The sequence below is a fragment of the Streptomyces sp. HNM0645 genome, from assembly GCF_030056615.1.
In the GTDB taxonomy this organism is placed as follows: Bacteria; Actinomycetota; Actinomycetes; order Streptomycetales; family Streptomycetaceae; genus Streptomyces; species Streptomyces marianii.
Window position 1 is genome coordinate 51,447 of the sequence record NZ_JASHLT010000014.1, and the last position, 15,595, is coordinate 67,041.

The 15,595-nt window shown below is 71.1% G+C and carries 12 protein-coding genes and 1 pseudogene; 8 read left to right on the forward strand and 5 right to left on the reverse strand.

All coding sequences use genetic code 11. From position 1 onward, the window contains the following. The first annotated feature begins 5 nt into the window (after window positions 1–5). The 3 genes from QMZ92_RS11150 (at window position 6) to QMZ92_RS11160 (ending at window position 3,109) form a co-directional block, all read left to right on the forward strand. Window positions 6–1,184, forward strand: coding sequence for a sensor histidine kinase (locus QMZ92_RS11150; RefSeq protein ID WP_283297094.1), 1,179 nt, complete (start codon window positions 6–8; stop codon window positions 1,182–1,184). 4 nt (window positions 1,185–1,188) lie between these two features. Then, on the forward strand, window positions 1,189–1,839 hold the full coding sequence (locus QMZ92_RS11155) for a response regulator transcription factor (protein WP_283297095.1): 651 nt from the start codon (window positions 1,189–1,191) through the stop codon (window positions 1,837–1,839). Window positions 1,840–1,951: 112 nt separating this feature from the next. After that, window positions 1,952–3,109 carry an ROK family protein gene (locus QMZ92_RS11160; protein ID WP_283297096.1) on the forward strand — a complete coding sequence of 386 codons (1,158 nt, stop codon included), beginning with the start codon at window positions 1,952–1,954 and terminating at the stop codon, window positions 3,107–3,109. Window positions 3,110–3,138: 29 nt separating this feature from the next. Here the strand turns inward: QMZ92_RS11160 and QMZ92_RS11165 are convergent, their stop codons facing one another. Further along, window positions 3,139–3,900 (reverse strand): GntR family transcriptional regulator, encoded by a 762-nt coding sequence (locus QMZ92_RS11165; protein ID WP_283297098.1) that lies wholly within the window; start codon window positions 3,898–3,900, stop codon window positions 3,139–3,141. Window positions 3,901–4,188: 288 nt separating this feature from the next. Continuing rightward, complete coding sequence (locus QMZ92_RS11170) at window positions 4,189–5,070, reverse strand: RNA polymerase sigma-70 factor (RefSeq protein WP_283297099.1); 882 nt, start codon at window positions 5,068–5,070, stop codon at window positions 4,189–4,191. 260 nt (window positions 5,071–5,330) lie between these two features. Between QMZ92_RS11170 and QMZ92_RS11175 the strand changes: the two genes are divergently transcribed. Next, complete coding sequence (locus tag QMZ92_RS11175; protein ID WP_283297100.1) at window positions 5,331–6,161, forward strand: alpha/beta fold hydrolase; 831 nt, start codon at window positions 5,331–5,333, stop codon at window positions 6,159–6,161. Window positions 6,162–6,421: 260 nt separating this feature from the next. Here QMZ92_RS11175 and QMZ92_RS11180 read toward each other — a convergent pair whose 3' ends face one another. Together QMZ92_RS11180 and QMZ92_RS11185 are read right to left on the reverse strand one after the other, a co-directional pair. Continuing rightward, window positions 6,422–7,198 (reverse strand): enoyl-CoA hydratase/isomerase family protein, encoded by a 777-nt coding sequence (locus QMZ92_RS11180; RefSeq protein WP_283297101.1) that lies wholly within the window; start codon window positions 7,196–7,198, stop codon window positions 6,422–6,424. Between the two features lie 79 nt (window positions 7,199–7,277). Then, window positions 7,278–8,075 carry an SDR family oxidoreductase gene (locus tag QMZ92_RS11185; RefSeq protein WP_283297102.1) on the reverse strand — a complete coding sequence of 266 codons (798 nt, stop codon included), beginning with the start codon at window positions 8,073–8,075 and terminating at the stop codon, window positions 7,278–7,280. A gap of 357 nt (window positions 8,076–8,432) precedes the next feature. Here QMZ92_RS11185 and QMZ92_RS11190 point away from each other — a divergent pair, with 357 nt between their 5' ends. Both QMZ92_RS11190 and QMZ92_RS36320 read left to right on the forward strand, forming a co-directional pair. Then, window positions 8,433–9,533 carry an aromatic ring-hydroxylating oxygenase subunit alpha gene (locus tag QMZ92_RS11190; protein WP_283297103.1) on the forward strand — a complete coding sequence of 367 codons (1,101 nt, stop codon included), beginning with the start codon at window positions 8,433–8,435 and terminating at the stop codon, window positions 9,531–9,533. 1,764 nt (window positions 9,534–11,297) lie between these two features. Next, a pseudogene (locus tag QMZ92_RS36320) lies at window positions 11,298–11,579 on the forward strand (GNAT family N-acetyltransferase); the annotation flags it as partial. A 97-nt stretch (window positions 11,580–11,676) separates the two neighbouring features. Here the strand turns inward: QMZ92_RS36320 and QMZ92_RS11205 are convergent. Next, a complete protein-coding gene (locus QMZ92_RS11205) occupies window positions 11,677–12,936 on the reverse strand; it encodes a trans-sulfuration enzyme family protein (protein WP_349307719.1) in 1,260 nt (419 codons plus the stop codon). 60 nt (window positions 12,937–12,996) lie between these two features. On the opposite strand from QMZ92_RS11205, the gene QMZ92_RS11210 reads away from it, so the two are divergent. After that, entirely contained in the window at window positions 12,997–13,506 is a 510-nt protein-coding gene (locus tag QMZ92_RS11210) for an Lrp/AsnC family transcriptional regulator (protein ID WP_283297104.1), read from the forward strand. A 58-nt stretch (window positions 13,507–13,564) separates the two neighbouring features. Then, the gene (locus tag QMZ92_RS11215) at window positions 13,565–15,253 is read left to right on the forward strand and encodes a DUF885 domain-containing protein (RefSeq protein ID WP_283297105.1); all 1,689 of its coding nucleotides are present in this window, start codon (window positions 13,565–13,567) and stop codon (window positions 15,251–15,253) included. Window positions 15,254–15,595: the final 342 nt, after the last annotated feature.

Genomic DNA, 15,595 nt, shown 5'->3' on the forward strand with positions numbered 1-15,595 from the left:
GCGGCATGTCCCGATTCATCCGGCTACTTTTCCGGTCGGTCACCTACACCCGTTGGCTGCACCTGTGCATACCGGTGCTGGTCTACGCGGTGTGGCTGTTCACGTTCCCGTCCGGACCGATGGTCCTCGTTCCGTTCCTGTTCCCATTGCTTCTCGGGCTCGTTCCCTCAGTCCGCACGGCCGAGGGGCTGCAGGCACGGCTTATGCTCGTGCGCGAGGAGCGGGACGCTCCGCATCCCAGCATCACCGTCGGTCCGGCCACGTCCTGGACGGACCGGTTGCGGACGGTGCTGTGGCTGGAGACACGGGCGGTACTCGCGGTGGCGACGGCCTTCGCAACGGTGCGGCTTCCCCTGCTCGCGGTGGATCTGGTCCGGGTCGCCGGCGGATCTGCGCCGGGCGAGGACTTCCTCTCGCCCGTCACCGGACCGCGTTGGCTGTACGGGGCACTGGCCCCGCTGCCGCTCCTGGCACTGCCGGTGGTGATCATGGGGCTGGGCGGACTGGTCACGGCCGTCGCCCGCCGGCTGCTCGGGCCGTCCGCGGCCGAGCGGCTGGCCGCGCTCGAAGCCCGTACCGAACTGCTGCTTGAACACAATCGGATCGCCCGGGAGCTGCACGACTCGATCGGGCACGCGCTGACGATCGTCGTGGTGCAGGCCGGAGCCGCCCGGGCTGCCGGAGACGGCGAGTTCACCGCACGCGCACTCGCGGCGATCGAGGAGACGGGCCGTGCCGCCATGGACGATCTCGAGCGCGTACTGACGGTCCTCCGCGCATCAGGAGGGAGGAACGGTCCGCGGCCCACGCTGGGAGAGGCCGATCACCTGCTGGAGTCGGCCCGCGCTTCGGGGGCACCGGTGGATGCCGTGATCTCGGGGGCCCTGGACACCGTGCCCGGGCCGGTGTCGCGCGAGGGTTACCGCATCCTCCAGGAGGCGCTGACGAACGTCCTGCGCCACTGCGGTCCCGTTCCTGTCCAGGTGAATGTGACGGTCGTGGACCGGAGTCTGGAGATGGAGGTGACCAACCCGCTTTCTGCCACGATCAGTAGGACGAGAGGCGGCAGCGGTCTGCGGGGCATACACGAGCGGGCGGCGCTGCTCGGTGGAGAAGCGCGCTCGGGCCCGCACGAGGAGGGCTGGAAGGTCCGCGTCCAGCTTCCGTTGGACGGAATACGCTGACGTGGTGTCCGTGAGCGTTCTCCTGGTCGACGACGAACCCCTGGTGCGTACGGGACTGCGCGTGGTCCTCGAAGCACAGCCCGACATCACCATCGTCGGTGAGGCGGCCGACGGAGCGGCCGTGCTGCCCATGGTGCGGAGCCTGCGTCCCGACGTCGTGGCCATGGATGTCCGGATGCCGCTCCTCGACGGCATCGAGGCGACGCGTGTGGTGCTCCGAGGCGTACCGGAGCCGCCAAGGATCCTGATCATCACGACCTTCGAGAACGACCAGTACGTGTATGAAGCGCTGCGGGCGGGAGCGGACGGCTTCCTCCTCAAACGCGCCCGGCCGACGGAGATCGTGCACGCGGTACGCCTGGTCGCCGAGGGAGGGTCCCTGTTGTTCCCCGCCGCGGTGCGCTCCCTCGCGGCCGAATACGGCAACTGCGCGGCACGCGCAGCGATGGAGAAGGCAGGGCTGACGGAGCGGGAGGGCACGGTGCTGCGGCTGATGACACGGGGCATGTCCAATGCGGAGATCGCCACGGAGCTGATGGTGGGGACGGAGACGGTGAAGACCCATGTCAGCGCCGTGCTGTCGAAGTTGGGCGCCCGGGACCGCACCCAGGCTGTGATCGCGGCGTACGAGTCCGGTTTCGTCGCCCCGGCCTGACCCCGGACGCTGCTCCTCCGGGACCTCTGAGGCATGGCTCGGAGTGCTCGCCGCGCCCCGCCGCCATTGAGTACGATCCGCCAGACACGCGTACGAGCTGGGAGGACACACCGTGGGCCGGCTGACCGGAGGCGACCCGTCGCTGCTGCGGCGGATCAATTCCGCGGTGGTACTCGACGCGCTGCGGGGGTCGGACTCCCCCACGCTCACCGATCTGACCCGGATCACGGGTCTGTCCCGGCCGACCGTCGAGGGCGTCCTCGAAGGGCTCGTCGCCTCCGGACTGGTCATGGAGACCGGACCCGGCGAGGGCGAGGTCCGCAGGCAGGGCCGGCCGGCACGCCGGTTCCGGTTCCGTGCCGAGGCCGGGCATCTTCTGGGTGTGGAGATCGGTCCTCATCGGGTCGCCGCGCTGCTCTCGGGCCTCGACGGCCGGATCATCGGGGCCGGCTCCCGGGAGGTGGGCGAGACCGCCTGCGCGGACGACCGCCTCGAACGGGTCCGCACCGTCGTCGCCGACGTACTGCGGCGGACCGGGGTCGCCAGGAGCTCGCTGCGCGCGGTCGGGGTGGGAACGCCGGGCATCGTCGAGGCGGACGGCACCGTCCGGCTGGGCACGGCGCTGCCCGGCTGGACGGGGCTGGCCTTGGGCGAGCGGATGAGGCGGTCGTTCCGGTGCCCGGTTCTGGTGGAGAACGACGCCAACGCGGCTGCCGTGGCCGAGCACTGGAAGGGGGCGGGGACGGATTCGGACGACATCGTCTTCGTCCTCGCGGGGCTCAGCCCCGGAGCGGGTTCGTTGATCGGCGGCCGGCTGCACCGGGGCTACGGCGGCGCGGCCGGCGAGATCGGCGCTCTGCATCTGCTCGGCAGGGACGTCACGCCGGAAACGCTCCTGTCGACGACCGGAGAGCCGCTGCATCCCCTGGACGAGCAGGCGGTGGCCAAGGTGTTCGCGGAGGCCCGCGAGGGTGACGAGCGGGCCCTGGCGGCGGTCGACCGGTTCATCCAGCGGCTGGTGCACGATGTTGCGGCGCTGGTGCTCGCGCTGGACCCGGAGCTGGTGGTGGTGGGTGGTTGGGCCGCGGGGCTGGACGGTGTGCTCGCTCCGCTTCGGAACGAACTGTCCCGCTACTGTCTGCGACCGCCTCGCGTGGAGCTCTCGCTGCTCGGCGAAGCGGCTGTGGCGACGGGAGCGCTGCGGCTGGCACTCGACCATGTGGAGGGGCAACTGTTCGCCGTCGAGGGTGCGGTCACGGCCCGGCGTTGAGCGTGTCGGGGCGGGGAGCCGGGCAGCGGTCAGGAGGCGCGGCGCCGGCTGTCGTGCCGGATCTCCAGGTCGCCCGAGTCGCCGAAGGTCAGCCGGCAGGTGTCGGCACGGTAGGTCGCGACCGACGCGATGGCGGTACGGCCCTCCGAGAAGTACCGGGTGGTGACGACGAGGACGGGGGCGCCGGGGAGGCGGTCCAGTTCCCTGGCGTCGTCGGCGCGCGCCGAGCCGAGCTCGACGGCGCGGTCCTGGCCCTCGAGGGTCAGACGCTGCAGCTCGCGCAGCACCCCTCGGGCGCGGGTCGCCCCCGAGGGGGCGTCGATCCCGGAGCGATCGGGCACGGAGGCGCCCGGGACGTAGAGGAGTTCGGTGGCCACCGGCTGACCGTGCGAGACGAGGAGCCTGCGCACGATGTGCACGGGCTCGTCGCTCTCCGTGTCGAGAACCCGCGCGACGGCGGCGGGCGGCACGGCCAGGGTGCAGTCGACGGCCTGCCAGGTATCTCCGGCGGCACCGGGCCAGTCGTTCGGTGAGGTGGAGACGTCCACCCCCACGCGGGGCGGGGCGACGGTGGTACCGACACCGCGGCGGCGCTGCAGCCTGCCTTCCAGCTCCAACTGCTCGAGAGCCTGACGGAGGGTGGCCCGAGCGACGCCGAATCGGGCGGCGAGTTCACGTTCGTTGGGCAGGATCTCCCCGACGGCGAAGTCGGAGTCGAGTGCCTCGCCGATCACGGTCTTCAGGTGCCAGTACTTCGGTTCCGGCACCTTTTCCAGCTGCGTGGTCCCCACCCTGTCCTCCGCAATCGCCGTGACCCCGGCGGCTTTCCGCGCCCTTGTTTATTAAAGGTTCCTGCACTAACTCTGCGACCATAGGGCGGCCCACCCCCTTGGTCAAGACCAATCCTGGGCCGGTTACACAGGGGAATCGACCGTTGCCACAGAGCGTTCACGCGACGTTTCCCGCCCAGGGAAGGCGCACGTGGCACTGCAACGGACCGGTCGCACGGCCGAGGTGACGTCACGGGAGGCCGCCGCCGTCACCCAGCACGGCCGGGCACCTCGCCTCGAGGGCCGCAGCTACGCCGTGAGCGCGGTGAGCTTGTCGGGGTTGCGGACGATGTAGACGCACTGGATGCGTCCGTCCCTGACCTCGATCTGGACGGCGGCGTCCGGCTTTCCCTCGGCCAGGACCAGCAGGCCCGGGGCGCCGTTGAGTTCGAGGATGCGGAACTCGGTTCCCGGGACGGGCTGCTGGGCCACGGCGAACAGGAAGCGCCCCACCTTGTCGGCGGACTCCATGACGCGCAGCGGGGCCTTCGCCTTCCCACCGCTGTCGCCGACGAGCCGGACATCGGGGGCGAGCAGGCCGAGCAGCGCCTCGAGGTCACCGCCGGACGCCGCGGCGAGGAACCGCTCGGTCAGATCGCGGCGCTCGGCCGGGTCCACGTCGTACCTCGGCTTGCGCTCGTCGACATGGCGCCGGGCGCGCCCCGCGAGCTGCCGTACGGCCGCCTCGCTGCGGTCGAGGGTCGTGGCGATCTCGCCGTAGGGGAAGCCGAAGGCCTCCCTCAGCACGAAGACCGCTCGTTCCAGGGGCGACAGGGACTCCAGCACCACGAGCACGGCAAGCGAGACGGATTCCGTCAGTTCGGCACGCTCGGCGGAATCGGGGACGGTGGTCCCGAAATGGGTGGCGATGGGCTCGGGCAGCCAGGGCCCCACATAGGTCTCACGGCGCGACTGGGCCTGCCGCAGCCGGTCGACGGCAAGCCGGGTGGTGACGCGCACGAGGTACCCGCGGGGCTCGCGGACGTCGGAGCGGTCCGCCGCGGACCACCGCAGCCATGCCTCCTGGACGACGTCCTCGGCGTCGGTGAAGCGGCCGAGCATGCGGTAGGCCACTCCCGTCAGCACGGAGCGGTGGGTCTCGAAGACATCGGTCGCCGTATCGCCTGCCACATGCTCATCCCAGCCCACTGCACCGGTGATGTCCAGGCGACTTCCGTGCGTCGCCGGCCACATCCGCGGCCGCCGCGAGCGGTTGCGGGCAGCCTTCCGGCGCCGGACGGCGGAAATGGGAGGCGCCACGTGGGACCAACACCCGAGTCCGGACCTCACGTTGGGACACATCCCTGCGCGCTACCCTCTTGTCCCGGGTGCTACTGGACGGTAATTGTTGCTGACAACGCGTATATGAAGTCACCGTCAGGAGCGGCAGCATGGTCTCGAAGGTCTCTTTCACGGTCGACGCCCCCGGCGGGCCCCACACGCTGTCGGTGGCGTACGAGCGTCTCGGCGCGGGTGAACCGCTGCTGCTCCTGCACGGCATCGGTCACCACTGGCAGGCGTGGGAGCCGGTCCTGCCGCTGCTCGCACCGGAACGCGACGTGATCGCGGTCGACCTCCCCGGCTTCGGCACGTCCCCCGCCCTGCCGCACGGCATGTCGTACCAGCTCTCCACCGTCGTCCCCGTGCTCGGCGCCCTCTGCGAGTCGCTCGGCATCGAGCGGCCCCATGTCGCGGGCAACTCGCTCGGCGGGCTCCTGGCGCTGGAACTCGGCCGGGAGAAGCTCGTACGGTCGGTCACCGCACTCTCGCCCGCCGGGTTCTGGACGGAGGGCGAGCGCCGCTACGCCTTCGGCACGCTGCTCGCCATGCGCCGCGGCGCCCGGCTGGTGCCCGAGCCGGTACTGGGCCGACTGTCCCGCACCGCCGCCGGACGGGCTGCGCTCACCAGCACCATCTACGCCCGCCCCGGACGCCGTTCACCGCAGGCGGTCGTGGCCGAGACCCTGGCCCTGCGCGACGCCGCCGGATTCCGAGAGACGCTCGACGCCGGACGCCGGGTACGGTTCACCTCCGACGTGCCCGATGTCCCGGTCACGGTCGCCTGGGGTGCCCGGGACCGGCTGCTGCTGCACCGCCAGGGCATCAGGGCCAAGCAGGCGATCCCCGGCGCACGGCTCGTCCGCCTGCCCGGCTGCGGCCATGTACCGATGAACGACGATCCCGCCCTCGTCGCACGCGTCATCCTCGACGGCAGCCGCTGACCTGCCTGGGACGGGCGAGGCCCGGCGCCCTGCGGAGATTTCCAGGTACTCGAACGGTGCAGGGCGTCACGGCCTCCGAAGGCTGCCGGATGGTCAACTGCCCAGCAACCCGAATCCATCAGACCCAGGGCAGACCATCTCCACGAAACCCGGGGCCTGACGGAGTGGGATCCGCACGACGATCGCCAACGCACTCGCAAGCGAGGGCACGACATCGTCACGGCACGACAGTCCGGCGCGAGTGCGAGAGGCGCTGCTCCTCAGCCCATCCCGTTCAGCGCCGCGTACCCGAGTTGCTCAAGGAGCAGTGCGCTCTCACGGGGCGCGTCGGTGGCCGCTGCGATCACCTGCTTGGCCACCGAAGCCGCCGCCGGCGGGTGTGCGGCCATCTCCGCGGCGATCTCCAGCGCCCGGTCCAGGCACGCTCCGCCTGGCTGGGTGACCTCGCTCAGCAGGCCCCAGGCGCATGCCTCAGCGGCGTCCATCCGTCGGCATCGCAGCACCAGATCGCGTGTCCGCGCCGGTCCCACGGCCCGGACCAGCCGTGTCACACCGCCGGAGCTGGGCAGGATCCCGATCCCCACTTCCGGCAGCCCGAACACGGCCGTCGAGTCAGCGACGCGGATGTCGGCGGCCAGGGCGAGTTCCAGCCCCCCTCCGAGGCAGTAGCCGGAGATCGCGGCGACCGTCGGCTGACGAAGGGCGGCGAACTTCTCGTACACGGAGCCGGTCGAGCGGTAGTACGCGGCGATGGTCTCCGGGGCCATCGCCTGCAGTTCGCTGGTGTCGGCGCCACTGGAGAAGACGCTTGGCCCTCCGGTCACCACCACGGCGCGGCTGTTGGCCACCTGCTCGCCGCCCAAGGCATTGAGCAGGGCCGCTTCCATGTGCGTGGAGAGGGCGTTCAGCTTCGCCTCGCGGCGAAGCGTCAGCACGGCGATCTCACCGTGCAGCAGGGTTTCGACGGTGCCCTGATGGGACGCGTCGCGGGTTCCGCCCCCGTCCTGTACGCCGGCGGGGCGGGTGTCGGGATGCATCGTTACTCCCCGGGTCGTGGTCGAGAGCGGAGCGGATCAGCGTTCGTGGATGAGCGTGCGTTCGTGCATGCCGGAACAGTCAGGGCACCTCGTTCGCGTCCTCACACGAGCGCGGAGGCTCCACGCGCGCGGGAGCCGGGTGCCCGGCACCCCAGGCGTCCGCACCGCCGTCGACGACGACGGTGGTACCCGTGACGTACGAGGCCGCGGGAGAGGCGAGGAAGGCGATGACGCCGGAGATGTCCTCCGGGCGGCCGAACCGTCCCAGCGGCACCGATCGTTCCCAGCTCCGCAGGTCGGCCTCGGGGTAGTTCTCGGCGAGACCTTCGGTGGCGATGGTGCCGGGCGCCACGCAAACGGAGCGGATCCCGTAGCGACTCCACTCCTGACTGAGGCCGGCGGCGAGATTCTCCACCGCCGCCCGCGCCGCCGCGGCGTGGGCGAAGCCGGGAATGCCCCGGCGCGGTGAGAAGGCGATGAAGAAGACCACCCCGGAGCGCTGGGGGATCATCGCCCGTCGGGCCACTTCTCGGGTGACCGCCCAGGCGGCGTCCACGGAGAGCCGGTGCACGGCCCGCCAGCCCTTGGGGCTGATCTCCTCCGCGGGGGCGGAGAACTGTCCCCCCGCGTTGTTGACCAGCACGTCGATGCGCCCGTACGTCTCCAAGGTCCGGTTGACCACTTCGGTGACCTGCTCCTCCTGCCGGATGTCCGCAGGTACCGCCAGGCAGGAACCGCCGAGTTCGGTCACGGCCTGCCGGGTCTCCTCCAGGGGACCGGCGCGGCGGCCGCAGATGACGACACCCGCTCCGGCGGCCGCAAGGTCCAGCGCGGTGGCCCGGCCGATACCGGTGCCCCCACCGGTCACCAGAGCCACCGCACCCGTGTGGACGCCGGGGCGGAGTACGCGCCCGGACGCGGTTTCCGGGCAGGGAGATGCCGGATGTGAGGTGCTCCGCACGGACCCTCCTGATCGAGCCACGACGCTGACTAATTAATCAGTTACTCGGACGGGGAGGGTCGATGTCAAGCACTTCGCGTCGCCGCGACTCGCCGCCTCGGACCGGCACCGACCCGGGACGGCGAGACCGTGGAGCCGACGGAAGGGCGCCGCAAGTCTTGACAAGCGACGTCGCGAACCGGTTTCCTGACTGATTAGTTAGTCAATCACTCGAGTATGTGGCCCGCGGTCCGCGCGGAAGGCTCCGGAGGGCCGAGAGTAGGGGTGAACACCGTGCGAACGACCCTGCCCGGAACCGACTACCATGACCCGGCGGTATTCGAACTCGACCGGGAGACCGTATTCTTCAGGTCCTGGATCTGCGTGGGTCGCACTGAGGATCTCCTCGAAGTAGGGCAGTGGATCACGGTCGACGTCGTAGGTGAGAGCGTTCTCATAGCGCGCGGCGAAGACGACGCGCTCCGGGCCTTCTACAACGTGTGCCGCCACAGAGGATCCCGATTGTGCGACGGAGCTTCCGGCCGTGTGAGGTCTGCCTTCAGTTGTCCGTACCATGCTTGGAGCTACACGCTCGACGGAAGACTTCGGGGCACTCCGAACGTCGACCGCACCGAAGTCGTACGCGAGGACCACAGCCTCTGGCCGGTGCACGTCGACACCTGGAACGGGTTCGTCTTCGTCAATCTCGACAGAGGAGCACCAGCGCCCCTCCGCTCCGAACTGGCGAAGAGCGATGGAGTCCTCGATCTTGAGCGGTTCGACATAGCCGCCCTCCGGCGAGGGTTCCGTACAACGCATGAGGTCCAGGCCAACTGGAAGATCCTGGTCTCCAATTACAACGAGTGCCTCCACTGCCCCACCGTGCACCCGGAACTGGTGGACCTGGTACCGGCCTTTCGTTCAGGATCCGTCTTCGAAGAAGGAAGAGGCGATGGCGGCGTCTCCCTGGCCGACGGGAGGAACAGCGTCGCTGACGAGCCGGACTCGAAGCTCCTTCCGATCCCGGGTATGACCGGAGAAGCGGCCACTTCGTACTACGGCGCCCTCGTGTTCCCGGCCATGTTCCTGGACGTCAGCGGATGTGAAGCCATCGCCAGCATGATCCAGCCGACCGGCCCCACGAGCAGCAGAATCGTCACGGACTATCTGTTCCATCCTGACAGTGTGAGCAGCGAGGACTTCGACCCCGGCCCCGTTGTCAGATTCAACGAGCTGGTGGCGCAGCAGGACAACGCGGTGTGCGAGCGTGCCCAGAAGGGCGTCATGTCGAGAGCTTTTGTCCATGGCATCTACCCTGAGAAGGACGCGGAGGTATACGAGTTCGACCTTCGCTACAGGCAACTTCGCGACGACGTCGACGTTGCGCCGCGCTGAAGTTCCGACCGGTGTGCGGGCTGCCTCCGCCGGGCCCTCCGGAGCGCGGCGGGTTCCACCACCGGGTGACAGTGGCCGGTCCCGAGGGCCCGCGGCGCACCGGTGAGCCCGTGCACGGCACGTTCCGCACCGCTCCCGCGGGGCGCCGGGCGGGACGCGTTTCCCTGGTCGGGCGGCATCGCCGGGCGGGGCCGGGACATCGACCCGGACGTCGGCGGGTGCCGCGCACGCCGTACCGACCGGGCCCCTGCCGTTCCTGCCCGGCCCTCCGCCCGGCACCGGCACCCGGCACCCGGCCACGGTCTCGGCGCCCGTCACACCGAGGACCTGCTCCCGGCCGTCGACGTCCTTCCCGTGCTCGCGGCCCGTGGCCAACTCGACGCAGGTCGGCTGGGACATGACGTTGCGGAGCCCGTCGCCCTTGGTACGGTCGAGCCGAACCGGCTGGCGGACTCGGCCCGATCGGCCTCCGCGACCGGTGCATACGCGACGACGTGGTCGGCGCTGGGGGCGGCCTCGCCCGGCCTGCTGGACGGCGGTGATCCACCGCGGGGCTCGGGGCACGCTTTCCGCGGCAGTCGACTGCGCGGAGCGGTGCGGGGGCCGCCGTGTCGGCGGCCCGTTCCGAGGAGCCCGCCGGCCTCCACGAGCCGGCCGCGCGGGACCTCCGGCTGGTCGCCCAGGCGAGCCCGCTGTTGGCCGCCTTGCGCCATCGCCGTGATCCTTCAACGACAGATTCGGGAGAAAGCGGGCCACAACATGCAAGAACCGGCCTTAACCCATCAGTCACAAAGCGTTCGTGATCAGGCAACACCACTCGGTCACAGTGATGGCATGACTGACGTGCGCTCCGCGAAGAGCACTCGCCGCCACCACTGGCGGCGGGATCTGGTCGAACTGGCCGCCCTGTTCACCGCCGTCGCCGTGGCCGACGCCATAGCGAACATGATCGCCCATGGCCCCGACGGGCCGTACCTGCTCGTCGTCTCGGCGGTCGCGCTCACCGCCACGGCGGCGTTCCACACCTGGTGGGCACGCCGCCACAGCCATGCGCCTCCGACCGCCGGCTCGCTCGGCGCCACCGACCCCGCCGGCGCGCGGGAACCGGCTCCCCGCGAGACCGGGCTGTGGCGGATGCGGACGACCGTCCGGGACGAGCCGGGCAGTCTCGCCGCCCTGTGTACGGCCCTGGCACGCCACGGGGTGGACATCCTGACGCTGCAGACGCACCCCCTGACGGACGGCACGGTCGACGAGTTCCTCCTGCGGGCGCCCGCCGCTCTCCAGGCCCGGGAGATCACCCACGCGGTGTCGGCGGCCGGCGGCGGCAGTACCTGGATCGAGCGCGCCGACGCCCACGACCTGGTCGACGCGCCCACCCGACTGCTGGGGCTGGCCACCCGCACCGCCCTCGACACGGCCGAGCTTCCGCTCGCACTCCGGCAGTTGCTCGGCCGGTGCACCATCCGCTCGCTGCCCGCCGAATCCCTCGGAGGCCGACCGATCGGTGAACCGGTACCCGAGGAGGGCGTCCTGGACGAGACGGTGATACGGCTGCGCGACCCGAACGGCGGCACGATCACGGTCGAACGCGCCTATCTGCCGTTCACCCCGACCGAGTTCGCCCGGGCCCGCGCCCTCGTCGAGCTCGACGCCCGCCTCGGCCCGCGCATCCCGCGCAGTCAGGACGTGCTGACCCTCCCGGAGGGCAACGAGATCACCGTCCGCCGCGCGGACCAGGGCGACGTCGCCACCGCCCGCGCGATGCACGACCGGTGCTCCGCACGGACTCTCGGGCTGCGCTATCACGGGCCCGTCGGCGACGCGGACCGCTATCTGAACCATCTCCTCAGCCCGAGGTTCGGCCGCACCCTCGCCGTGGAGACGGCGTCCGGCCGCATCGTCGCCCTCGGCCATCTCCTCTGGGACGGCGACGAGACGGAGGTCGCGATCCTCGTCGAGGACGACTGGCAGCGCCGCGGCATCGGTGCCGAACTGCTGCGCCGGCTGGTGGCGATGGCCGTCGAGGCGGGGTGCGCGAGCGTGTACGCCGTGACGCAGTCGTCCAACACCGGCATGGTCGCGGCCATGCGCGGACTCGGCCTCCCGCTCGACTACCAGATAGAGGAGGGCACCCTCGTGATCACCGCACGGCTGGGTGCGACTCCGGTGCGCTCGGGGCTTCCGCACGAGGCACCGCGTGCGCTGCCCCAGGGGCGGGAGCGTGCCCCGCAGCGGTCCGAACGGGGGCGCGCCGAGCGCTGAGCGCCTGGCACAGGTCGGCCCAGAGGTCCTCGACGTCCTCGAGTCCCACCGACATCCGCAGCAGCCGGTCGCCGACACCCGCGGCACGCCGGTCTCCCTCGGCCACGATCCGGTGGCTGATGGAGGCCGGGTGCTGGATCAGCGTGTCGACGCTGCCGAGACTGACGGCGGGCGTGATGAGCCGGACGCCGGCGATCACGTCGCGCGGATCCCCGTACACCTCGAAGGAGACCATGGCGCCGCCGACCGACGGGTAGTGGACCCGGGCGACACGCGGGTCCGCGGCGAGCCGGCGGGCGAGGTCGGCGGCGGTGACCGACGCGGCCCGGACCCGCACCGGCAGCGTGGACAGCCCGCGGAGCAGCAGATAGCCGGCCATCGGGTGCAGTACTCCGCCGGTCGCGAAGCGCACCTGACGCAGTGCGGCGGCGAACTCCTCGTCGCAGGCGACGACGCCTCCCATCACGTCGCCGTGGCCGCCGAGGTACTTGGTCGCGCTGTGCAGCACGATCCTGGCGCCCTGCTCCACGGGCCGCTGCAGCACCGGAGTGGCGAAGGTGCTGTCGACGAGCAGCGGGACCGAGCCGCAGGAGTGCGCGAGCGCCGCGATGTCGGCCTCGGTCAACGTCGGGTTGGCGGGGGTCTCGACCATCACGAGCCCCGTGTCGGGACGGATCGCGGCGGCGACGCCCGCCGGGTCGGTCCAGGTCACCTCGGTTCCGAGCAGTCCGCTCTCCAGCAGATGGTCGCTGCAGCCGTACAGCGGCCGGACCGCCACCACATGACGCAGCCCCATCGAAGCCCTGACCAGCAGCACCGCGGTGAGGGCGGCCATACCGCTGGCGAAGGCCACCGCGCTGTCGGTGCCCTCGAGACGGGCCAGCGCGGTCTCGAAGCGGGCCGTCGTCGGGTTGTCGAGCCGGGCGTACACGGGCGGCCCGTCCAGCTGCCCGCCGGTGGCGGCGAAGGCGTCGATACGCGCCGCCTCCGCCTCGATGTCGTGCGAGGGGTAAGTGGTGGAAAGGTCGATCGGTGCGGCATGCAGGCCGAGCTCCACGAGATCCTCGCGTCCGGCGTGCACGGCTTCGGTGGCGAGCGCCCGGATGCGTGCGGGGGCGTTCGAGGCGGCGGTTTCCATGGCGCGCACTGTGAACAATTACCGGGCGGTAGCGCGATCGCCCCGTGCTACGTTCGGGCCATGGCCGATTCTGTCGCTCTGGACCCGGTCGACCTGCACATACTGCGCATCCTGCAGAACGACGCCCGGACCACCTACCGGGAGGTGGCCGCAGAGGTGGGCGTCGCTCCCTCGACATGCCTGGACCGGGTGGGCCGGCTGCGCCGCAGCGGGATCATCCTCGGGCACCAGCTACGGCTCGATCCAGCCAAACTCGGCAGGGGACTCGAGGCACTCCTCATGGTCCAGGTACGCCCGCACCGCAGGGAACTGATCGGTCCGTTCGTCGAGCGGATCCGGGCCCTGCCCGAGTCACGTGCGCTCTTCCATCTGACCGGGCCCGACGACTATCTGGTCCACGTCGCCGTGACCGACACGGCGGACCTGCAGCGGCTGGTGCTCGACGAGTTCACGTCGCGGCGTGAAGTCGCCCGTGTGGAAACCCGTCTGATCTTCCAGCAATGGGAGTGCGGCCCCCTCCTCCCACCCGCGCAGGAGCCCTCCAGGCATGCTCATTTGTCAGCCGACTGAGCTCTCGTGAGATCGATCGGTGATGACGCCGGGCCCTCGCCCGTACCAGGATGAGCGCATGCCAGAGACACCGAGCAGCGCGCTGCCCCGCCAGGTCGCCGACGCCTACGTCGACGCACTCATCGCCCTCGACCCGATCACCGGTACCTACCTGGGAGTCCCGGAGAGCGCGGGCCGCCTCCCCGACTTCTCCCCGGCCGGCCAGGAGGCCGTGGCCGAACTCGCCCGCGCGACGCTCGTCCGGCTCGACGAGGCGGAGAAGCTTCCCGGCGCCGGCTCGGACGCGGAGCGGCGCTGCGGCCGTCTGCTGCGTGAAAGGCTCACCGCCGAACTCGCCGTGCACGACGCCGAGGAGGGTCTGCGCACCGTCAGCAATCTGCGCTCCCCCGCGCACAGCGTGCGCAATGTCTTCACCGTGATGCCGACGGCGTCCAAGGAGGACTGGACGGCGGTCGCGGAGCGTCTGCGGGCCGTCCCGGACTCCCTCGAGGGCTATCGCGCCTCGCTGGCCCTCGGCCTGGAGCGCAAGCTTCCCGGCGGTCCGCGCCCCACGGCCGCCTTCATCACACAGCTCGACGCGTGGACGGGCGGGTCGGACGGGCGCGGCTGGTTCGAGGACTTCGTCGCGGCCGGCCCGGACGAACTGCGGGCCGAGCTCGACAGCGCCGCGGTCCTCGCCACTTCGGCCTTCCGGTCGCTCCGCGACTGGATGCGCGAGGTGTACGCGCCCGCGATCGAGGGATCGGCCGACACCGTGGGCCGGGAGCGCTACGCCCGCTGGGTCCGCTTCTTCAACGGCACGGAACTCGACCTCGACGAGGCCTACGCGTACGGCTGGGCGGAGTACCACCGGCTGCTCGGCGAGATGAAGACCGAGGCGGACAAGATCCTTCCGGGTGCGGGCCCCTGGGAGGCGCTGGCCCACCTCGACGTGCACGGCACCCACATCGAGGGCGTCGAGGAAGTCCGCGAGTGGCTGCAGAAGCTCATGGACGAGGCTATCGACGCGCTGGACGGCACGCACTTCGAACTCGCCGACCGGGTACGGGTGGTGGAGTCCCGGATCGCGCCTCCCGGCGGCGCGGCCGCTCCCTACTACACGGGACCGTCCGAGGACTTCTCGCGCCCCGGCCGGACCTGGCTGCCGACCATGGGGGAGACCCGCTTCCCCGTGTACGACCTGGTATCGACCTGGTACCACGAGGGCGTACCGGGTCATCACCTGCAGATCGCGCAGTGGGTCCACGTCGCCGACCGGCTCTCGCGCTACCAGGCGACCGTCGGCGGGGTGAGCGCCAACGCGGAGGGCTGGGCGCTGTACGCCGAGCGTCTGATGGACGAACTCGGCTTCCTGCCCGACCCCGAGCGCAGGCTCGGCTACCTCGACGCCCAGATGATGCGGGCCTGCCGGGTCATCGTCGACATCGGTATGCACCTGGAGCTGGAGATCCCCGGGGACTCGCCGTTCCACCCCGGCGAGCGCTGGACGCCGGAGCTGGCCGAGGAGTTCTTCGGCCGGCACAGCGGACGGCCGGCCGACTTCGTCGAGAGCGAGCTGACGCGCTATCTCTCCATGCCCGCACAGGCCATCGGATACAAGCTGGGCGAGCGGGCCTGGCTGCTGGGCAAGGAGCGGGCCCGGGCCGCGCGCGGGGACGCCTTCGACGCGAAGGCGTGGCACATGGCGGCGCTGTCGCAGGGCCCACTGGGGCTGGACGATCTGGTGGACGAACTGTCGAAGCTCTGAGGCAGGACCTGCCGCTCCCCCGCCGTACGGGCCGCCGGGCGGTCCGCCCGTACGGCGGGGGTGCGGACCCGGGGTGCGGCGGTGTCCGGGGACGCCGCCGCACCGGTCATGACCCGGAAGCCGCCTTCGAGGCGATGGCCTGTCCCGTGACCCACTCGGCCTCGTGCGTTCGCCGGCCGGGAGATGAGCCGTACGGGATCGCCCGGCGTGCCCACCGGCCTGCCGGGAAGCGCGCGGCGACCCTCGTACGCCTCGCCCGTGACCTGGTCCGTGTCGATGGGGCCGGGGTCGACGGTGTTCACGGTCAACCGAGTGCTCCGAGAGAGCCGTGGCGAGAGTCCT